At 58.0% G+C, this 21,357-nt stretch carries 15 protein-coding genes; 9 read left to right on the top strand and 6 right to left on the bottom strand.

All coding sequences use genetic code 11. From position 1 onward, the window contains the following. Nucleotides 1-201 precede the first annotated feature (201 nt). The 5 genes from dnaJ to sppA all read right to left on the bottom strand — a co-directional run bounded on the left by dnaJ (nucleotide 202) and on the right by sppA (nucleotide 5,654). Nucleotides 202-1,365: a molecular chaperone DnaJ gene (gene dnaJ / locus HMPREF2890_RS05585; protein ID WP_070466416.1), complete on the bottom strand. Its 1,164-nt coding sequence runs from the start codon at nucleotides 1,363-1,365 to the stop codon at nucleotides 202-204. A gap of 5 nt (nucleotides 1,366-1,370) precedes the next feature. Continuing rightward, nucleotides 1,371-1,943 (bottom strand): nucleotide exchange factor GrpE, encoded by a 573-nt coding sequence (locus tag HMPREF2890_RS05580; RefSeq protein ID WP_070466414.1) that lies wholly within the window; start codon nucleotides 1,941-1,943, stop codon nucleotides 1,371-1,373. A 286-nt stretch (nucleotides 1,944-2,229) separates the two neighbouring features. Beyond that, on the bottom strand, nucleotides 2,230-2,670 hold the full coding sequence (gene dut / locus HMPREF2890_RS05575) for a dUTP diphosphatase (RefSeq protein WP_018106967.1): 441 nt from the start codon (nucleotides 2,668-2,670) through the stop codon (nucleotides 2,230-2,232). A gap of 25 nt (nucleotides 2,671-2,695) precedes the next feature. Further along, complete coding sequence (lpxK, locus tag HMPREF2890_RS05570) at nucleotides 2,696-3,772, bottom strand: tetraacyldisaccharide 4'-kinase (protein ID WP_070466412.1); 1,077 nt, start codon at nucleotides 3,770-3,772, stop codon at nucleotides 2,696-2,698. 25 nt (nucleotides 3,773-3,797) lie between these two features. Next, nucleotides 3,798-5,654, bottom strand: coding sequence for a signal peptide peptidase SppA (gene sppA / locus HMPREF2890_RS05565; protein WP_083289830.1), 1,857 nt, complete (start codon nucleotides 5,652-5,654; stop codon nucleotides 3,798-3,800). 363 nt (nucleotides 5,655-6,017) lie between these two features. On the opposite strand from sppA, the gene HMPREF2890_RS05560 reads away from it, so the two are divergent. Beyond that, the gene (locus tag HMPREF2890_RS05560) at nucleotides 6,018-7,772 is read left to right on the top strand and encodes a THUMP domain-containing class I SAM-dependent RNA methyltransferase (protein ID WP_246825325.1); all 1,755 of its coding nucleotides are present in this window, start codon (nucleotides 6,018-6,020) and stop codon (nucleotides 7,770-7,772) included. Between the two features lie 449 nt (nucleotides 7,773-8,221). Here the strand turns inward: HMPREF2890_RS05560 and miaB are convergent, their stop codons facing one another. Then, a complete protein-coding gene (gene miaB, locus HMPREF2890_RS05555; RefSeq protein WP_070466408.1) occupies nucleotides 8,222-9,556 on the bottom strand; it encodes a tRNA (N6-isopentenyl adenosine(37)-C2)-methylthiotransferase MiaB in 1,335 nt (444 codons plus the stop codon). Between the two features lie 160 nt (nucleotides 9,557-9,716). Between miaB and HMPREF2890_RS05550 the strand changes: the two genes are divergently transcribed. From HMPREF2890_RS05550 to HMPREF2890_RS05515, 8 genes are all read left to right on the top strand, one after another. Then, entirely contained in the window at nucleotides 9,717-10,217 is a 501-nt protein-coding gene (locus HMPREF2890_RS05550) for a hypothetical protein (protein ID WP_070466406.1), read from the top strand. A 208-nt stretch (nucleotides 10,218-10,425) separates the two neighbouring features. Beyond that, nucleotides 10,426-11,634: an OmpA family protein gene (locus HMPREF2890_RS05545; RefSeq protein WP_070466404.1), complete on the top strand. Its 1,209-nt coding sequence runs from the start codon at nucleotides 10,426-10,428 to the stop codon at nucleotides 11,632-11,634. Between the two features lie 335 nt (nucleotides 11,635-11,969). After that, nucleotides 11,970-13,655: an alpha-amylase family glycosyl hydrolase gene (locus HMPREF2890_RS05540; protein WP_070466402.1), complete on the top strand. Its 1,686-nt coding sequence runs from the start codon at nucleotides 11,970-11,972 to the stop codon at nucleotides 13,653-13,655. A 1-nt stretch (nucleotide 13,656) separates the two neighbouring features. Continuing rightward, nucleotides 13,657-14,085, top strand: coding sequence for a Fur family transcriptional regulator (locus tag HMPREF2890_RS05535; RefSeq protein ID WP_070466400.1), 429 nt, complete (start codon nucleotides 13,657-13,659; stop codon nucleotides 14,083-14,085). 178 nt (nucleotides 14,086-14,263) lie between these two features. Further along, nucleotides 14,264-17,494 carry a SusC/RagA family TonB-linked outer membrane protein gene (locus tag HMPREF2890_RS05530; protein WP_070466398.1) on the top strand — a complete coding sequence of 1,077 codons (3,231 nt, stop codon included), beginning with the start codon at nucleotides 14,264-14,266 and terminating at the stop codon, nucleotides 17,492-17,494. A 15-nt stretch (nucleotides 17,495-17,509) separates the two neighbouring features. Continuing rightward, nucleotides 17,510-18,922, top strand: coding sequence for a RagB/SusD family nutrient uptake outer membrane protein (locus HMPREF2890_RS05525; RefSeq protein WP_070466396.1), 1,413 nt, complete (start codon nucleotides 17,510-17,512; stop codon nucleotides 18,920-18,922). Between the two features lie 180 nt (nucleotides 18,923-19,102). Beyond that, the gene (locus tag HMPREF2890_RS05520; RefSeq protein ID WP_070466394.1) at nucleotides 19,103-20,347 is read left to right on the top strand and encodes a M16 family metallopeptidase; all 1,245 of its coding nucleotides are present in this window, start codon (nucleotides 19,103-19,105) and stop codon (nucleotides 20,345-20,347) included. Next, on the top strand, nucleotides 20,334-21,347 hold the full coding sequence (locus HMPREF2890_RS05515; protein ID WP_070466391.1) for a M28 family peptidase: 1,014 nt from the start codon (nucleotides 20,334-20,336) through the stop codon (nucleotides 21,345-21,347). Before HMPREF2890_RS05520 ends, HMPREF2890_RS05515 begins: the two co-directional genes overlap by 14 nt. Nucleotides 21,348-21,357 lie beyond the last annotated feature (10 nt).

Raw genomic sequence — 21,357 nt, 5'->3', positions numbered from 1 at the left:
ACTGATTATCACTTCTTAGCTGTGAAACTCAAGTGCGTCACCCTTATGCGCTGGTGCCTTACGGGGAGAGGGAAATTTCTTTTACCGATATTAGGCGCGACTAATACCGATATTAGATGAGCCTAATATCGGTATTAGATGAGTCTAATATCGGTATTAGTTCGGGTGCTGATTATCTGACGCTTGGCGAAGGGGCTTCCCTTACAGCTCCATACGGCTGCGCTGCTTGGCGGCGTGTGCCTTGCGGTCCGCCTCCGTGGGGTGAAATGCCGACCGTGTCGCCATCTGCTCCACCAGCTTGCGGTCATCGCCACTGAGCCGTGAGGGGATGTGTACCTGGATCGAGATCAGCTCGTCCCCCCTCCGGGCGTCATCGACGGAGGGTAGTCCCTTATTGCGCAGTCGCAGGATCTCCCCGGGCTGGGTCCCCGGCTTGATCGTCACCTTGACATCCCCCTCGAGGGTCGGCACGATCACCTTGCCACCGAGGATCGCCTCGTCGATCGGCAGGAGGAGGCTGTAGAGCAGGTCACTGCCGTGGCGCACGAAGCGCTCGTCGGGGCGGACGGCAAACTCGACGATCAGGTCACCGCTCACGCCATCGTTGGGGCCTGCATTACCACCACCGCGGACGCGCATCTGCATGCCGTCCTCAACGCCGGCGGGGACGCGGATCTCCTGTACCTCCTCGCCCGACTTTACCCCTTGGCCGGCGCAGTGGGAGCACTTCTTCCGGATCTCCTTGCCGGTGCCGTGGCAGGTGGGGCAGACGCTCTGGGTCTGCATCTGACCGAAGAAGGACTCCTGAGTGCGGATCACGGTACCCGATCCGTGGCAGGTGGAGCAGGTGACGACGTCACTCGGGCTCTCGGCACCGGAGCCGTGGCAGTGCTCGCAGGGGACCTGCTTCTTGATCTTCAGCTTCTTCGTCGTCCCCTTGAGCACCTCGTCGAGGGTCAGGTGGACCCTTATGCGCAGGTCAGACCCGCGCATCTGACGGCTGTAGCTGCCACCACCTCCGCCGAAGCCACCGAAGCCGCCAAAGCCTCCGAAGCCACCGAAGAGATCGCCAAACTGGCTGAAGATGTCCTCCATAGACATACCTCCGCCACTGAAGCCACCCGCCCCGGCAGCACCATCGACACCGGCGTGGCCAAACTGGTCATACCGCTGACGCTTCTCCGGGTCACTCAGGACGCTATACGCCTCGGCGGCCTCCTTAAACTTCTCCTCGGCACTCTTGTCGCCCGGATTGCGGTCCGGGTGGTACTTGAGGGCAGTCTTGCGGTACGCCTTCTTGATTTCATCGGCTGAGGCCTCCTTGGTGAGCCCCAGTATCTCGTAGTAATCTCTCTTCGTCGCCATATCCCTTACTTGCCGACCACCACTTTAGGATGGCGGATCACCTTGTCATTGAGCACATAGCCCTTGAGGACGCAGTCGATGATCTTCCCCTTCTGCTCCTCCGTGCCATCGCTTATGGCGACAGCCTCGTGCAGCTCGGGGTCAAAGTCGACGCCCTGTACCTCCATCTCGTGCACGCCCTCGGAGCGGAGGGCGCTGATAAACTTATCTCTCACCAGTAGCACGCCCTCCTTCACCGCATCGACGTCCGTCGCCTGGTCCATGCTCTCAATGGCGCGGTCAAAGTCATCCAATACATCGAGCATCGTTACCACGGTCCGCTCGGCGCCGTACTTCATGAGGTCCGACTTCTCCCGGAGGGTGCGCTTCTTGTAGTTATCAAACTCCGCCCTCAGTCGCAGGTAGCTGTCCTGCAGCTCGGCGTACTTGTCGAGCAGATCGTCTACCCTCGACTCCTCCTCATCCTTGGGCTCCGGGGTGGGGGTCTCGTCGTCTGTCGGGGTGGTCTTCTGCTGCTCTATCTGCTCCTCCGGATCCTTCCGGTGGGGGTCATTCTTATGCTTCTTATTCTCCTTCATATCTCGATAAAATACTATTGTCTCTTACGTGACCGCACAAGAGAGGCGGTCGGCATCCTTTGGTATGCAAAAAGGGTACCAGACTGCCCGACTATCTCCTACTCTGAGACCTTTGCATAATACCCCATCTGTGGCGTCACATTCGAGATTCGGGCTTGGTTATGTGCGTAAGCACACTCCCCTCGCCCTCACTCTCAGTTCCTTGCATCTGAGGTATTCTGCAAACTTCCTGCCGAAAAAGCGGTGCTTTTTCGGCGAAAGACCTTTTTGCAAAGGTCTTTCGCTGTCAGTTACGACCGGTGTGACCGAAGCCACCCTCGCCCCTGTCAGTGTCGTCGAGTTGCTCGGTCTCGACCCACTCCACCTGCTCGTAGCGCGCCAGGACCATCTGGCAGATCCGCTCTCCCGGCTCGATCGTGAAGGGCTCACGGGAGAGGTTGATCAGCGCCACACGGATCTCTCCGCGGTAGTCGCTGTCGATGGTGCCGGGGGTATTGAGTACCGTGATGCCGTGCTTCATCGCGAGTCCGCTACGGGGGCGTATCTGCACCTCGTACCCCGCCGGGATGGCGAAGTAGAGTCCGGTCGGGATCAGCGCCCGATCGAGTGGCTCCAGCGTCACCGGCTCCTCGAGAGCGGCACGGAGGTCAAGCCCTGCTGAGCCGGCGGTGGCGTGGGTGGGGAGCGGGTGTCCGCTCTTATTCACTATCCGAATGGTCGTAGACATGGGTAAAAAGGGGGTGTGAGTGGGGTCAGAGGTGGAGTCCATTATTCTTGATCGCCCGCTGCAGTCGCTCCCGGAAGCGCCGCTCCTGCTTGGGTGAGAGGCTCACCTCGATCGGGAGGTAGAGGATCCGGCTACGCTCCTCGGGCGTGAGGTGGTCAGCGTGGCTCAGGAGCCGCATCCCATCCTTCTCCGTGGTGATGAGATAGCAGTCCGGCTCCCGGATCAGCTCCCTGAGCTCCTCCAGGTCATCCTCGTCGTAGCTGTGGTGGTCGTCGTAGACGATCAGCTCCTCCGTCTCCGGGTAGAGCTCCCGTACCTTGTCGAAGAAGTGCTCCGGGTCGGCGATGCCTGCGACAGCGGAGACGCGTGACTCCGGGGTCGGGGCCGGGCCGGGCTGATCGGTGTCAAAGAGAGGAGTCACTGCGCCATACACGGGACGGCTGAAGTAGACATCCTGGTAGTCCTTGAGCGGAAGCTCGCCCATCATCATCCTTAGGTCGATCGGCTTGCAGTCGTCCGGGGTGTGGGTGACGATGATCGACTCCGCCCTGTCTGTGGAGGAGGGAGCATCGCGGAGCGTACCATAGGGCATAAAGCTGTCGCGTGTGAATGGGTGGTCGTAGGCTGTGAGGACGATGCTGTAAGCAGGGATCACCGCCCGGTGCTGAAATCCGTCGTCCATCACCACCACCTCGGGGCGTAGCTCCACCGGCATCTGCTCGAGGGTCTGCAGGGCTCGCTTCCGATCGCCATCCACATAGACAATCACCTCGGGAAACTTCCGCTTGATCTGGAGCGGCTCATCCCCCACCATGGAGGCATCATCGTCTACGGAGACCACCGCAGGACCCTTGCCGGAGCGGCCATAGCCCCGCGTCAGCACTGCGATCCGATACTCGTCTCGGAGCATCCGGATCACCCGCTCGACGTGAGGTGTCTTGCCGGTCCCCCCTACAGCGACGTTGCCGATGCAGATGACCGGGATAGAGGACTTATAGCCCTTGAGCATCCCCTCATCGTAGAGGAAGTTGCGCACCCCCACGCCCCACCCATAGAGTAGGGCAGGGACCTTGAGTAGGATATTGCGGCTTCCGATCCTCACGATGAGCGATGCTTCTTCCTCGTCCTTACCGCAGCAGTGACGGTAGCAGGCTGCTCTCCCGTGGCTTGCTGATCCAGAGACCCTCCTGCAGCTCGTAGGGCACCTGGGCACGGACACCCATCTGGCTGTCCAGCATCCGGGCGGCGTACTCCATCAGTCGGTCCTCCCGGCTGGCGGTCATCATCCGTAGGCGGGTCTCTAAGCTGGTGCCGAAGAGAGACTCCCAGAAGTCCTCCTTCTCCACCATATCAACCACCTTGTAGTCATCGAGGTCGGCGAGGCGGGCTGCCTCCTGGATGGCTGTCTCGAGGGTACCGAGCTTATCGACGAGACCGAGCCGCAGGGCATCCTGCCCGAGCCATACGCGGCCCTGACCGATGGAGTCGACCTGCTCCTTCGTCATCCCGCGCCCCTCAGAGACGCGGGTGAGGAATTGGTCGTACCCCTCCTCCACATACTTCTGCATCAGCGCCTGCTCCTCGGGGCGCATCTCTCGCGTCGCGTCGCCGAAGTCTGACATCTTATTCGTCTTGACGGTGTCAAAGGTGAGTGCCAGCTTATCAGCCGTGCCCTTGAAGGTGGGGAACATCCCGAAGATGCCGATCGAGCCGGTCAGCGTGTAGGGACCGGCGATGATCTCGCTCGCATTGGACGAGATGTAGTACCCGCCCGAGGCGGCCATGCCTCCCATGGAGACGACGATCGGCTTCTGCTCCTTGAGACGGATCACCTCGCGACAGATCAGCTCCGACTGGGAGGCGGAGCCACCACCGGAGTTGACGCGCAGGACGACCGCATCGATGTCATCGTCATCGGCGATCTCGTGGAGCTTGTCAGCGATGCGCTGGTCGATCAGCTTGGACTGCGTTGCGAAGGGGTTGTCGCTGGACGGACGACCATCCACAATATTGCCCTCGGCGTAGACGACGGCGATCTTATTGATCGACTTGACCGGCTTGCGTGCATTGAGCACAAGATTAGCCCGCACCTCGTCCAGTTCGTCAGCATACTCATCCTCGTAGATCTTGGAGGCGAGCACCTGCTCGATGTCGGTCTCGTAGACGAGCGAGTCGACCAGTCCGTACACTAAGGCGGTATCGATGCGGCTCATGAAGAGGCCCTCATCGGCATAGCGGTGGAAGACCGCCTCATCGATCCCACGTGCCTCGGCCATCTCGCTCACGGTCCCCTGCCAGAGACCGTCCAAGAAAGTCTGCGTCTGGAGCCTATTGGCCTCACTCATATGGTCGAGCATGTAGGGCTCGACGGCGCTCTTGAAGGTACCGACCTTGAAGATCTGAAACTTCACCCCGAGCTTCTGCAGGAGACCGGTGTAGAAGGGGATCTGCGAGCTCAGTCCCGACAGCGCAATCATCGCCTCCGGTCCGGCGTAGATCTTATCTGCCACGGAGGAGATGTAGTAATTGCCGAGGGTAAAGGCCTTCCCATACGCATAGATCGGCTTGCCTCCCTCCTTGAAGCGCAGCAGCGCATCACGGATCGCCTGTGCGGTGTCAAAGCTCATGAAGCACTGGTCCAACCTCAGCACGATGGCATCCACCTTGGGGCTGGTCCGTGCCTCCTCGATGGCGCGGACGATCTCCGGGAGGGTGTAGCTCTTTTGGTCACCATCACCACCGAAAGCACGGAACGAACTGAAGGCGTCGTCCGTGGAGGTGTCTGCTATCTCGCCCACAGGGTCGAGCAGCAGGACGCTGCCGGAGGAGAGGGTGGTCTCCGTCTTGGTCTTGTTGCTCTTGATCAGGTCGGTGATCCCACCGATCATCGCCCCGAGGATCAGCATCGAGAGGATGATGACTACCACATTGGCCAGCACAAATCCCAGACAGGATGCGCCCACCATTTTGAGAAAATCTTTCATTGCCGAAGTTGTATGATGTCTTTGATTTATATCCCGGATGATACTCCCTCCACCCTCACCCACAAACTTACCAATCTTTATGAAATGATAGAAATGCAGCCCCCATGGAGAGTGTTGCACGAAGTGCCATTCTCGCACATTTGTTTCAAATGTGCTGAGACTTTGCACGAAGGATGAGATGCAAGGCGCTGAGGATGAGACCGAAAGGAGCGTACTCACGTACGTGACCGAGACCGAATTCCGAAAGCAACGCAGCAGATCGCCTTCGTGCAACAGTCTCCCATGAGTGGGGCTTGCGTGGATGATAGAAAGCAGGCAATTCTTTGTACCTTTGTCGGACTATTAATATAGAATACTTATTTGATGAGTGTAAGTCATACCGAGGGCACCTTCGATATGCTCGCCAAGACGATGGCGGGTCTGGAGGATATCCTCTGTAAAGAGCTGGAAGCCCTGGGCGCATCTGATATTAAGCCTGGGCGACGAATGGTTGCTTTTAAGGGCGATAAGCGCCTTCTCTACAAAGCCAATGTCCACCTGCGCACCGCCCTGAGGGTGCTGGTCCCGATTGATCAATTTGAGGCTACGAATGCGGACGAGCTCTATGAGCATCTGCATAATGATGTCAACTGGGGAGACTTCCTGGAGCCCAATAGCTCTTTCGCCTTCGATACGGTGGTCTACTCGGATGTCTTCACCCACAGTAAGTTTGTCGCTTACCGCGCTAAGGATGCGGTGTCGGACTTCTTCCGGGAGCATGCCGATCGTCGCCCCAATGTGGCTGTCTCGGATCCGGACGTGCGCTTTCACGTCCATATCGCTGACACGGTGGTGACGCTGGCGCTTGACTCCTCCGGGGAGTCGCTCCATAAGCGGGGCTACCGGGTGGCGCAGGGACCGGCACCGATCAGTGAGGTGCTGGCAGCGGGGATCCTGATGCGTGCCGGATGGGATGACAGCTGTGTGCTGCTGGACCCGATGTGTGGCTCGGGGACCTTCCTGACCGAGGCGGCGCTGATGGCGGCCCACGTGCCACCGGGTATCTTCAGGGATCACTTTGCCTTTGAGCGGTGGCTCGACTTTGACCGGGCGCTACTCGATGAGGTGCTTGAGGAGTGGGACGAGGTGGAGCCGAAGCATAAGATCTATGGATCGGACATCAATCCCAAGGCGATCGCTATCGCTCGGGCGAATATCCAGCGTGCCGGCGTGCAGAAGTACATTGACCTCAATGTCTGCCCTATTGATGCCTATACGCTCGACAGCCGACCTGCTGATACAGGACTTATCGTGATGAATCCGCCGTATGGGGAGCGTATGCGCCCTGAGTCGGTCGAGGGGCTGTATGGCTCTATCGGCTCGACGCTTAAGCACGCCTTCTCGGGCTGGAAGGCGTGGATCATCTCCTCGGGTCAGGAGGGCTTTGACGCCGTGGGGCTGAAGCAGTCTGTAAGGCAGGAGCTGTACAACGGATCGATCCCGTGTGAGCTGCGTGGCTACGAGCTCTTTGCCGGGAAGCGTGACGAGCATCTCCAGGAGCTGTCAGATGCGGGTGAGCTGACGCCGGTAGAGGAGCGTGGCTCATTCTACAGAGAGCAGGAGGACTTCCGTCGGTCGATGACTGGTTACCGTAAGGATGATCAGACCTTTGACAGCGACCGGGAGCGTCGTCCACATAGGAGTGGCAAGCCCTATGGCAAGCGTCCCGCTGGTGATGGTGAGCGGTTAGAGGATCGTCCACGTCGCTTCGAGCGCCGCCCGTATAGAGATCGGGATGGCGAGCAGTCGGAGGATCGTCCACGTCGCTTCGAGCGCCGTCCGTATAGGGATCGGGATGGTGAGCAGTCGGAGGATCGTCCACATCGCTTTGAGCGCCGCCCGTATAGAGATCGGGATGGCGAGCAGTCAGAGGATCGTCCGCGTCGCTTTGAGCGCCGTCCCGGTGGGGAGGGTTTCCGCCATCGTCGCTCTGACCGCAGAGACGACAGGCAGCCTGCATTCCGGGCAAAATTAGGCGATGATGATCGCCATGAGCGTCGGCCTCGACGCTATGGTGATCGGGAGGAGCGTCCCCGCTCTTTCCGCCCTCGTCGTCGAGAGAAGGACTCGGAGGAGTGAGATAGGAGGCGAGCCTCTTTTATCCATAGAGACCTTTGCATAATACCCCATCTGTGGCGTCACATTCGAGATTCGGGCTTGGTTATGTGCGTAAGCACACTCCCCTCGCCCTCACTCTCAGTTCCTTGCATCTGAGGTATTCTGCAAACTTCCTGCCTAAAAAGCGGTGCTTTTTCGGCGAAAGACCTTTTTGCAAAGGTCTTCCATAAAAAAAGGAGATCTGATCGCATCGTGGGTCAGATCTCCTTATATGAGACTGTTGCACGAAGGCGATCTGCTGCGTTGCTTTCGGAATTCGGTCTCGGTCACGTACGTGAGTACGCTCCCTTCGACCTCATCCTCAGCGCCTTGCATCTCATCCTTCGTGCAAAGTCTCAGCACATTTGAAACAAATGTGCGAGAATGGCACTTCGTGCAACATTCTCTATATTATATGGTATACCGGTCGGTCAGACGAGGTGCCCGAGGAGGGTGGCGCTGGTGACGTCATCGATGTGGCAGCGGACCGTGTCACCGAAGTGTATGCCCTCCTTTTTGTCAAAGACCACCACCTTATCCTGCGAGGTGCGGCCGGAGAGCTGGGCTCGGGACCGCTTGGAGAAGCCCTCCACGAGCACCTCCACCTCCAGTCCGATCTGGCGCCTATTCGACTCCTCGGAGAGTCGTCGCTGCAGGTTGATCATACGATTGAGCCGGTCGATCTTGACCTCCTCCGGCACATCATCGGCGAGGTACTTGGCGGCGTAGGTGCCGGGGCGCTCCGAGTAGTAGAACATATAGGCACTGTCGAAGGGGACCCACTCCATCAGCTCAAGGGTCTCGCGGAAGTCCTCCTCCGTCTCGCCACAGAAGCCGGTGATCATATCGGTGGTGATGGCACAGTCGGGGAGGATCCGGTGGATCGCCTCCACCCGCCTCTTGTACTGAGCGACGTCATACCCGCGGCGCATCCGCTTGAGCACGGCATCGGATCCACTCTGGAGGGGTAGGTGGATGTGGCGACAGATATTGGGATGCGCTGCCATGGCGTGGAGCGTCTCATCGGTCATGTCCATAGGATTGGGTGACGTGAAGCGGATGCGCATCTCAGGGGCCTGCTCGGCAACCCTACTGAGGAGACGTGGGAAGTCGGTCGTCACTCCCGCCTCGTCCGTGTAGGAGTAGGCGTCAACCGTCTGTCCGAGGAGCACCACCTCCCGGTAGCCCATCTCCCGCATCATGTCGAGCTCGGAGAGGATGCTCTCCACCTCCCGGCTCCGCTCGCGCCCTCGAGTGTAGGGGACGATGCAGTAGGTGCAGAATTGGTCACACCCCCTCATGATAGATAGATATCCCGAGATGTGGACACCGGGGAGCTTCACTGGCACGATGTCGGCGTAGGTCTCGGAGCGGGAGAGGGTGACATTGACTGCCGGCTCACCCGCCTCGGCGGCGCTGACGAGATTGGGCAGATCCTGGTAGGAGTCTGGCCCGGCGACCAGGTCGGCGTGGTGCTCGGTGATGAGTGCCTCCCTCACATTCTCTGCCATACAGCCCAGCACACCGATGACGATGGGGCGGGCGAGTCTCTCCCGCAGAGCTCTCAGCTGGGAGATGCGGGTATAGATCTTCTGCTCCGCATTCTCTCGCACAGAGCAGGTATTGAGGAAGATCGCATCGGCCTGGTCGATCTCCTCAGTCATCTCGTACCCTATGGTCTGCATCACAGCGCGTATCACCTCGGAGTCAGCGACGTTCATCTGGCAACCGTAAGTCTCTAAGTATAGGTATTTCGTTGTCTGCATCTTATAGCGTCTCTTTAGCGACCGCAAAGGTACGAAAAAGGGTGGGGGGCTTAAACCATCCCTCCCTTTTGGCATCAGACGCATAGGGAGGAAAGGTGGATGGTGTCGCTTATTTGCTTAAATTTGGATCACAATCACTGACTTAGAAGCACCTGAGACAATGCACAATCTACTGATCATCGTCGCTCTCATCGTAGTAAGCAAGCTCCTCTCCTCTCCGAAGCGCGATCGGGCGAGGACGGGAAAGCCGACTCGTGGTAAGATGAGGGGCGAGGATAAGGGGGGTGAGGAGGAGCCAGGTGATCTCCGGCAGGTGCTGAGCGAACTCCTAAAGCCAGCGGCAGAGCCCGAGAAGCCTCAGCGGAGGAAGCGGGCCAAGCAGATGCCTCCGGTGCCTCAGGTCGTGGACGAGATGAGAGAACCTGCGATGACCCCGGCCTCCACCGATACGACGATGCGGATGAGAGACTACCACAGCACGCTTAGGCCGAGCGAGTATATCCTACGGCGGCGTCAGGATGAGATGGAGCACCTCTCTCACTCTGCGGCTAACGAGCCGGAGGGGTGCCTTGGGAGCGAGCTCTTCGACACCGAGGACCGGAGTCGGACCCTCCGCGATGCGATCCTGAGAGCAGAGATCCTGAGGCGGAGAGAGGTATAAGTCTCGAAGGAGGAGTGCTCTGACCTCACCAGATCAGCGTCCTGTCGGGGTGGAGTGACATCGGTTTCGATGAAATAAGATTTTATTTACTACCTTTGTACCGAAATGGCAGGTAGTCCTCAAGCCGACTCATGACTGAGAGGTGCGAGAAAGCCTAACCGAAGTAGATTACATACATTATAACATACACTAACGAACTTAGGAAATTATGAGAAAGACTCTTCTTACTCTCTCCGTAGTTGCTGCAGGTCTCATCGGCATGTCAGTAAACGCACAGGAGGTTAAGTCCAACGAGGAGTACCTCGCTGAGACTCCCGCCAACAAGGTGGCTTTTGAGCCCACCAGCAGCCACTGGTTCATCCAGGCTCTCGGTGGCATCAACGTTCCCTTCTACACTCACTGGAAGGATGGTGCTGTCGTAAAGGCTCAGAGAGACGCTGCCTTTGGTGACAAGTTTAGCTGGAGTGCCGGCATTGCCGTAGGTCAGTGGCACAGCCCCTACTTCGGTACCCGTCTGGCTATCGACTACAACAACATCAAGGCCTTTGGTGCCGCTAAGCCTATCGAGCTTCGCGCCATCAATCCTCACTTTGACTTCCTCTTCGACATCACCAATTACTTTGCTCCCTACGATGCCAATCGTGTCTTCCACGTAGTTCCCTACGTTGGTCTTGGCTACTTTGGCTCTAATCTCATGGGAGATGATCAGAAGATGTCTGATGAGAATTTCAAGGCTATCTTCACCGACAAGCAGGTGAAGGGTACTAAGGATAAGTTCTTTGGTGAGATTGATCACGCAGTCTCTGCAAACCTTGGTATTGACTTCAATATCAACTTCACCCCGCGTGTGGCTCTGACCATCGCTCCCCAGGCTACCTTCGTGCCTGGCTTTGGTCATGGCGACATCATCACCGGCGTTCGTGGTGGTCTTACCTTCAATGTAGGTGACGTAGAGTTCAATGGCGTACAGCCTATGGACTGGGATCTCGTTAATGGCCTCCAGAGCCAGATCAACGATCTCCGCAGCCAGAATGCTGAGCTCAGCAAGCGTCCCGTACGCTGCCCTGAGTGCCCCGAGGTACAGCCCGTTGTTGCTCAGAACTATGAGAATGTCGTTTACTTCCGTATCGACAGCTCTAAGATCGACAAGAACCAGGAGATCAACCTCTACAACACCGCTGAGTACGTAAAGGCCAACAACACCCCGATCACCGTTACCGGCTACGCAGACGTACAGACCGGTACCTCTGACTACAACATGCAGCTCTCTGAGAAGCGTGCCCGCAACGTTGCTGACAAGCTCATCAACGAGTATGGTGTACCTTCTGAGCTGATCACGATCGACTACAAGGGCTCTGACGTACAGCCCTATGACATCAACGCTTGGAACCGCGTAGTCATCATGAAGAGCAAGTGATCTGATCCCTTAAGGGACAATCACTAATCTACCGAGAGGTCTCACAGGACAGCCTGTGGGACCTCTCTTTTTTTGCTATGTGTCTCATCCCGCAGTCTACATTTTTTGACCCTTAATAGGCAGTAAGAGGCCTTGGGAGACCCCTGGAGACAATCCCCATATGTGAGGGTGGTATATTTGCACCGCTAAAGCTTTCCAAGAAGTCCAGTATTTGTCTCAACTTGGACGAGGGTGCCACTGTCTTGGATCATTGGGAAAATAGCTACATTTGACATTGTATTGGGCTATTGTGATAAAGCGTTAGTCTATAAGTGGTACGCAGAGACAACATCATCATGAATGGAGATAATGGCAAGCTGCTGATCTATCAGGTACTGCCCCGACTCTACGGCAACGTGAGCGGGAAAAATCGCCCCGGTGGCTCTATCGAGGAGAATGGCTGTGGTAAGCTGAGTCACGTCACCCGTGAGCGACTCGCTGACCTCAAGGGGCTGGGCTTTACCCATGTCTGGTATACCGGCATCCTCGAGCATGCCACCACCACCCCTTACCCCGGGATCACGCACGATCACCCCGATGTGGTAAAGGGTCGTGCCGGCTCCCCCTATGCGATCAAGGACTACTACGATGTCGATCCCGACTTGGCCGATGACCCGGCTGCGAGGCGGGACGACTTTCGCCGACTGGTGGACCGGACGCACGCTGCCGGACTGGGGGTGATCATTGACTTTGTCCCCAATCATGTCGCCCGACAGTACCACTCGGACTGCAGACCGCCGCTGGAGGAGGACTTCGGGGAGCAGGACGATCGGGGGATGCGATTCCGTCGGGACAACAACTTCTACTACCTCACCGACCAGATGCTGGTGATCGGCTCAGACTACGGTCCTGAGCCAACCGCCTACTCGGAGTATCCCGCACGGGCGACGGGCAATGATGTCTTCCACGCGCAGCCCACTCGGGACGACTGGTACGATACGGTGAAGCTCAATTATGGCGTCGACCCCGACACCGGTGAGACACACTTCGAGGAGCCGGTTCCGGACACTTGGACCAAGATGTACCACATCCTCTACTACTGGTCTGTGCTCGGTGTCGATGGCTTCCGCTGCGATATGGCGGAGATGGTGCCGGTCCCCTTCTGGCGCTGGGTCATCAGAAAGCTCCGTCCCGACTTCCCGCAGTTGCTCTTTATCGGCGAGATCTACCAGCCGTGGCGCTACCGGGAGTATCTGGATGCCGGGTTGGATTACCTCTACGACAAGGTCGGTCTCTACGACACCCTTGTAGGGATCCTGAAGGGTGAGCGTGCTGCCTCTGACATCACTTCCGTCTGGCAGTCGCAAGAGGGACTGTCGGGGCTGATGCTCCACTTTATGGAAAATCACGATGAGCAACGCCTCGCCAGCGACTTCATCGTCGGCACGGGATCAAAGGCGATCCCTGCCGTTGCCGTCTCTGCCCTAATCGATGGCGGACCGATGATGATCTACTTCGGGCAGATGCTCGGGGAGCATGGTATGGATGAGGAGGGCTTCTCAGGACGAAATGGTCGGACCACGATCTACGACTACTGGTCAATGGAGTCCATGCGAGCGCTACACCACCCTGTCCTGCTGTCGGAGGAGCAGCAGGATCTTCGAGAGCGGTATCGTCGTCTACTGGAGGTGGCACGCTATCCGGTCTTTCACCACGGGCTCTTCTTTGACCTTATGTACGTTGTGGGTGACAGGCTGGATCCCCGTAAGCAATACGCTTTCCTCCGCTACCGACCGGGCTGTCTGGCACTCGTCGTGGCGAACTTTGCTGATCACTCCGCCGACCTCGCCCTACCGATCCCGAAGCATGCCTTTGAGACCCTTAGGTGTCCCCAGGGGAAGAGCTGCCGTCAGCTGGATCTCGGCACGGGAGAGGAGGAGGTGGTGACCTTAGAGAGCAACCGACCGTACCGCATCAAGGTACGCCCACACGACTACAGCGTCGTACTCTTTAGCCCACTCAGCCCCTACTTTCACGAGTGATATGGAGCAAGACATCGAGAGCTACTTTGAGCAAAAAGGGGTCAAGCCCACCGCCAATCGCATACTTGTGCTGAAGGCACTGCGTGGCGAGGAGCACCCGGTGACGCTGACGGATCTGGAGCTGACACTCAGTCCGATGGATAAGTCCAGCATCTTCCGTGTGCTGACGCTCTTCTTAGAGCAAGACATCGTCCACGCCTTTGAGGACGGTCGAGGATTGCTCAATTACGAGCTCTGTGGCAGCGAGGGCCCCTGCGACCGGCGAGACGAGCACATCCACTTCTACTGCGAGTCGTGTCGCCAGTCCTTCTGTATGGAGGATCTCCCGTTGCCGGAGATGGAGCTGCCGGAGGGCTATACGCCCCACTCGCTCTCCTTTGTCATCAAGGGCGAGTGCCCGAGGTGCCGTCGTCAGCACGAGAGCGACTGATTAGGCGGTTTTCGTAGCGGTCTACCCTTTGTCCTCTTTTGGATAAAGGGTAATCGCCATATCGGAATGAACGTAGATAACAAATAAAATAAGTATCTTGCGCCTCTGTTTCTACACCGATTTTTCCACTTGTTTTATGATGAATCGAAGACTTTATATACTCTTTTCACTCCTTCTGATGACCGCCCTCACTACGGTGGCGAGTGCTCAGTCAGGGAGCGAGCGCCGGGTCATTACCGGTCTCGTGATCGAGGCGAATGGGGAGCCGATCCCCGGGGCCACACTCTACGCTCCGGAGTCCTCCAAGGGGGCGATCTCTAAGGTAGACGGCTCCTTCAGTATTGAGGTCTCTCTGAGTGAGAAGACCCTCTCCGTCACTTATGTAGGGATGTCGACCGTGGTACTCAATCTCAAGCCGGATAAGTCCTACTACAAGGTCACCCTCTACGAGGATGTGGCTAAATTGGACGAGTTTGTGGTCACCGGCTACCAGACGATCTCGAAGGAGCGGGCGACCGGATCCTTTGCCATCATGGGTAAAGACGATATCAGCAAGAAGCTCGACACCTCACTGCTTAAGCGGCTCGAGGGCGGGATCGCCGGACTGCAGTCGCGCGGGGGGAGTGAACTGCAGATCCGTGGTGTCACCTCCCTTATGGGCTCCTCCAAGCCTCTGATCGTAGTGGACGGGATGCCACTCGAGGGGGATCTCTCGAGCATTAATCCCTCGATGATTGAGCGGGTGACAGTGCTTAAGGATGCGGCCGCCGCCTCTATCTACGGCGCGAGAGCAGCTAATGGCGTCATCGTGATCAATACCGTGAGTGGCTCTAAGGAGGGAGGCTTCAGCCTCACCTATGATGGGACAGTGGAGGTGACGGCGAAGCCCTCGTACGACTATCTTCACCGTCTCTCCTCTGCTCAGCTGGTGGATCTGTCGGAGTATGTGATGGAGAACCAACTGCCGGGAGTCACCTGGTCATCCCTTTTGACCCAGAAAATGGCGTATCCCTACTTTTTGGGTCTCTACGCTAAGCATACCGAGGGACTGATCACAGATGCAGAGTATCAGGCTGAGCGGGATAGGCTGGCAAACTATGACAATACCGAGGAGATCCGATCAGCGCTTCTCCGCACCGGTCTGAGGCAGACGCACAATCTCAGCATGACCAAGTCCGGCAAGAGCAATCGATTCATCGCTTCGGTAAACTATGTCGGCAACCACCCGACGGATGTCCTCTCCAAGGATCGTTCCGTGGGCTTTTCTGTACGCAACCTGACCGACCTCTCGGACCGCCTCTCGAGCGATCTCTCTGTGGCGGGAAACTATGCCCGCTCCTACTCTGACGATGGGTCACCCGATGCACTGACAATGCTTTACTCCACCCCGTCATACCTCCGCCTCCGCTCCGAGAGCGGGGAATACCTTTATCTCCCCACGGAGCGCAGTGAACACTCCAAGGCTGATCTCCTTGCCAAGGGACTGGAGAGTGAGGCATACAATCCTCTCCGCGATCGCAGTCTTGAGTGGACGAGAGGTGAGGATAGCTACACCCGCATCAACTCAAAGCTCTCCTACAAGCTCCTCGATGGTCTGGCGCTGGATGCTCAGCTGCAGGTAGAGAAGGGTGCCAACTACCGTAAGAGCTATTCCGACGCTACCTCCTACACGGTCCGGCAGATGCGTAATAGTGCCACCGTCTTTGAGAATGGCGCATACGTCTCCTATATCCCCAAGGGAGGGCAGCTCCGCGAGACGAGGGGTGGCATGACCGGCTACACTGCGAGGCTGCAGGCCAATTACGACACCGGCTTCGGCGAGGATCACCGCCTGACCGCCCTCGCCGGTACGGAGTGGCGCAGGATCCACTCCACCTCCACCTCGTCCTACCTGATGGGATACGATGATATTTCCCTTGGGACGGTGCCGTACGATGCCGCCAAGCTGGCGAACCTTGAGGGGACACTGTCTGTGAGCGAAAGCTTCCCCTTTGACTACAGTCAGGACAATAATGTCTCCGACCACGACGATCGGTTTGTCTCGATGTACGCCAATTTCTCCTACGACTACTTAGATAGGTACAACCTCACTGGGAGCATCCGCATCGATCAGTCCAATCTCTTCGGTACCGACCCAAAGATCCAATACAAGCCACTCTGGTCTCTCGGTGCCGCCTGGGCGATGCATAAGGAGGACTTTATGAAAGAGGTGACCTGGGTCGACCGTCTTACCCCTCGCCTCACCTATGGTATCGGTGGAAACATCCCGAAGGTGGGCGGTCCCTATATGATCGTCAAGACCGGGCAGTACGGGAGATTCAACAGACTCTCCGGAAGCACCATAGTGACACCGCCCAACCCCTCACTCACCTGGGAGCGGACAGCGACGCTCAACCTTGGTCTTGACTTCGCCATCCTCCACAATCGCATCAGCGGCTACATCGACCTCTATGACAAGGCGACCAGCAATCTCCTCGGTACCCGCTCCGCCGACCCCACCCTCGGATGGGCTAACCTCCTGATGAACTATGGCTCGATGAATAACCGCGGCGTGGAGCTGACTCTCCATACCATCAATATCCAGCAGTCCGACTTCCGATGGAGCACGGACTTCACCTTTGCCTACAACCGCAATCGTATCCTCAACATCGATGAGCCTGACAAGAGTGTCAATGGCTACATCATGAGCAACTATGGTGTGCAGACCTCCGGACACCCGGTCAACAGCCTCTTTGCTCTTCCCTGGGCCGGACTCTATACCACCGATGAGGAGGGTAATCGGGTTGAGCAGGGACACCCTCACGTCTACACCACTTCCCCGGACGGAAAGAGAGAGGCCGTCACCGAGACGCAGAGCATGAGTGACCTGATCCACGTCGGCAGCCTCACGCCGGTGTGGAATGGCGGGCTCACGAATACTCTTGAGTATAAGGATCTGTCGCTCTCCTTCTCGCTGGTCTACTACGGTGGTCATAAGCTGCGAAATGTCATCGCACCCTATACAGAAGGCCTCTCCTTTGTCACTGCCGGGACCAATACGGATGCCGACCTGATCCACGCTTGGCGTAAGGAGGGCGATGAGGACAACCCCCTCACGACACCGCTTCTGTCAGAGTTTCCTCCCACGGAGGGAGAGCGTGTCTCATGGTATGGTGCGGACATCCACGTGATCTCGGGAGACTACATCAAGCTCAAGGATGTGGTGCTTGCCTACAGGCTGCCGTCCACCCTCCTTCGATCCATGCGACTGAGCGACCTGACCCTGCGTCTCCAGGTCAGTGACATCTGGCTCCATGCGGCCAACGATAAGGGGATCGACCCCGAGGCCTACTCCTTCGGGATGGGAACTCCCGCCCGTCTGCCTCAGACGCCCACTTCCCTTACCCTTGGTCTCTCTGTTACACTCTGATCGATGCAATTTATTATGAAAGTGATATATAAGACCCTCCCGCTACTCCTGCTGCTCACGCTGCTCAGTAGCTGCAAGGACTTCCTTGGTAATGTGCCTAAGGGCTACCAGATCCCTACCAAGGTGGAGGAGTACGAGCTGCTGCTCAATGACGACAACCTCGTCAAGCTCTCAGGAAAAGAGATTGACCTGATGGCTGACGAGATCAATGTCCCTGTCACACTCGATGGTAATCTCTACTATCAGACGACGCTAAGGAACATGAATCCTGAGTGGAGAAGGATCTACCTCTACCAGACACCCTTCTATGGTCCTGACAAGTCAGACACCAATTACGATGCGGCCTACAAGCGGATCTTTACTTACAACTCCATCCTCACAGGCCTGAAGACAGCCTCCGGGGACGAGAAGGAGATCTCTTGCGTGCGGGCAGAGGCTCTTGCCTGTCGCGCCTTAGAGTACCTCACCCTCGTCGGCATCTATGGTCCCGGCTACGACAGCGAGCATGCGTCGGAGATCAAGACCATCGCCCTGCTGACCGACAACGACATCAATCACAAGGATCTCTCCCCCGCCTCTCAGCAGGAGGTCTATCGGCAGATCATCGCAGATCTGGAGGAGGCGATCCCCCTCCTGCCGGAGAAGCCGGTGGGCAATGCTTATCGTATGAGCAAGGCTGCCGGCTACGGTATCTATGCCCGTGCTGCCTGGCAGATGAAGGACTACAAGACCGCCCTCGTCAATGCTCGGAAAGCGCTGGAGCTGAATAGCGAACTGGTAGACTACAAGAAGCTTGAGCTCCATGAAGAAGAGTGGGCTGTAGGGGCACGAAATAACTATCCCACCCCTCTTCTCAATCCTGAGAATATCCTCATCCGACTCCTCTCTCCCCCGGAGGGGCTGAACATATATGCCCTCGTCAGTCACTCCGTCCTCTCCCTCTTCGACGGGACGGAGGATATGCGACGCAAGATCTTCATCACCGATGCCCCTGATGGTGATCCCAATGCTTGTCCTCCGGGAGAGTTGGTCTGGGAGCCTGCCATCTACTTCAATCTCGGCATCTCCACCCCTGAGATGTACCTTATCGCCGCAGAGTGCGAGGCTCGGGTCGGCAGCACAGATGAGGCACTTCGTCTGCTCAATCATCTGCGAGACTACCGCATCGTGGACAATAAGCCCCTCCGGATCAGTGACAAGACCGAGCTCATCCGGGCGGTGCTCGATGAGCGGCAGAGAGAGTTCCTCTTCCGTGGCTTCTTCCGCATCGTCGACCTGAAGCGACGCGCTCAGGATCCCGACTTTGCCGTCACCGTCACCCACCATGACGAGCAGGGCAATCCGGTCGTTGCCTCGCCCTCGTCACCGGACTACCTGAGGGTGCCGCTCCCCGCCAAGGTACTTGCCTTCTGGGAGCATCAGAAGTAACACAAAGGTGATCATACCACCTATGCGATGAGGAGACCTCCGGGCGACTGGATGTCTCCTCATTGCTGCTGGAGTCTTAGATGAAGTGGCGGGGTGATCCTGTGAGCAGATAATTGAGTAGGACTCCATTTAGGGAGAGGATGGCAAAAAGGGTACCTTTGTGGCGAAAATACGAGGACTATGACAGCTGTATATCATACGGTGACGCTTGACAATGGCTTACGGTGCGCTCTCCTGCCCACCCGGAGCCGAGTGGTGTGGTGTGGCTTTGGGATCCACTCGGGGAGCCGAGACGACCCGGAGGAGTTGCCTGGGCTTGCTCACTTTGTTGAGCACACCATATTTAAGGGGACGATCCATCGCCGCGCGGATCACATCCGCAATCGGATGGAGGTGGTGGGCGGCTCCATCGACGCCTATACCACCAAGGATGAGACGGTCGTCTATACCGTCGGTCCGCGAGGCGAAATGTCCCGCGCTGTGGAGTTGCTCGGAGACCTGATCCGGCACAGCACCTTCCCTGACAAGGAGCTGGAGCCGGAGCGGGGGGTGGTTCGCGATGAGATCAACCTCTACCGGGATACGCCCTCGGATCGGATCTTCGACGAGTGGGACGAGCGCTTCTTCCGTGATCGGTCCCTCGCCCATCCCATCCTCGGTGACACTCGGAGCCTCGATCGGATGCGGCGGGAGGATCTGCTGAGCTATGCGGAGCGCACCTTTCGTCCCGAGAGACTCCTCTTTTTCGTGATGGGGCAGGTGACACCGAAGCGCTTTGAGGAGCTCTGTCGCCGGTACCTCTCTGAGCCTTTCCCCTCCGAGGTGAAGCCCTCTACTCGTCCGGAGCTGTCGCTCCCCATAGCCCTTGCCGACGAGTCTCCCCATATCGTCCACAGCCGCACCCATCAGGCGCATACGCTCCTTGGTGGTCTTGGCGCTACCTACAATGACCCCGACCGAGCTGCGCAGAACCTCCTCCTACAGCTCTTGGCCGGCGATGGGATGAATACCCTCCTGAATGTCGAGCTGCGGGAGCGTCGCGGCTGGGTCTACAATGTCGAGGCCTCCGTCACCTGCTTCCCCGATGTGGGCTGGTGGCAGATCTACTTCGGCAGCGATGACGACCATGCCGAGGAGGCGCTGCGTGTCGTCCGTGAGCAGCTTGATCGCCTGATGCAGGAGCCTCTCCGTGAGCAGGTGCTGAGAGCGTGGAAAAAGCAGACGAAGGGGCTTGCCCTCGTCTCCTCCGAGCAGTCGGAGTCCACCTTCCTCTCCTTTGGTCGCCAGATGCTCCTCCGTGGTCGGTATGAGACGCTGGAGGAGTACTTCGACCGCATAGACTCGGTCACGACGGAGAGCCTGATGGAGACGGCTCGTCGCCTTTTTGCCCACCCCTTTACACTGATATATAATGGTAAGAAATAAGCTAACCCTTCTCCCCTGCCTCATGAGCCTGATCTTGATGTCCGCCTCCTGCGGGGGAAAGAATGAGAGCCGTCGCGAGACCACCACTGAGGGCGAGACCCGGGTGGTGGCGGAGACGCCCTTCTCAGCAGACTCCGCCTACGCTGCTGTGGCGCATCAGGTCGCCTTTGGTCCCCGTGTGCCTGGGAGCGAGGCGCATAAGAGGTGTGCCACCTTCCTCTCGGCGGAGTTGACCCGCCATGGTCTCGACGTGATCGAGCAGCCGATGACCTTGACCGCCTACGATGGCACCCGGCTGGAGTGCGTCAATATCATCGGTCGGTATCGCCCTGAGGCATCGGAGCGGATCCTGCTCTTCGCTCACTGGGACACGCGTCCCTATGCGGATGCGGAGAGCGACCCCGCCAAGTGGCGCACCCCGATCGATGGTGCCAACGACGGCGGGTCGGGTGTCGGTGTGCTGCTGGAGATCGGTCGGCTCCTGCAGACGAAGGGGCTGCGCGAGGGGCTGGGCGTGGACATCATCTTCTTTGACGCAGAGGACTATGGAGTGCCACAGTTTGCCGAGTATGACGGCGACACGGAGAAAACCTGGGGCCTGGGTGCTCAGTACTGGGCCAAGAATCCCCACACGCCCGACTACCGGGCCGACCTCGGCATCCTCCTCGATATGGTCGGCGGTGAGGGGGCGGCATTCTATCGCGAGTACTTCTCGCAGGAGAGTGCCGGCCGCGCTGTGACGGAGGTGTGGCAGACGGCACACGACCTGGGGTACGGGAGCTACTTCCACAACGCTGTGGGGGGTGGCTTGGTGGATGACCATGTCTTCGTGATCCGTCACCGCCGCATCCCCTGCCTCGACATCGTTGACTACGACCCGGCACGCACGACGGGATTTCCCGCCACCTGGCACACCTTAGACGACACCATGGAGCATATCAGCCGAGAGACACTGCAGGCGGTAGGCTCCACGGTCTGGACTGTGCTGACGAAGAAGTGAATGAGTAGAT

The sequence above is a fragment of the Porphyromonas sp. HMSC065F10 genome, from assembly GCF_001808555.1.
Lineage (GTDB): Bacteria > Bacteroidota > Bacteroidia > Bacteroidales > Porphyromonadaceae > Porphyromonas_A.
Note: the sequence above shows the minus strand (reverse complement) of the source record. Positions and strands in the feature narration are given on the sequence as shown.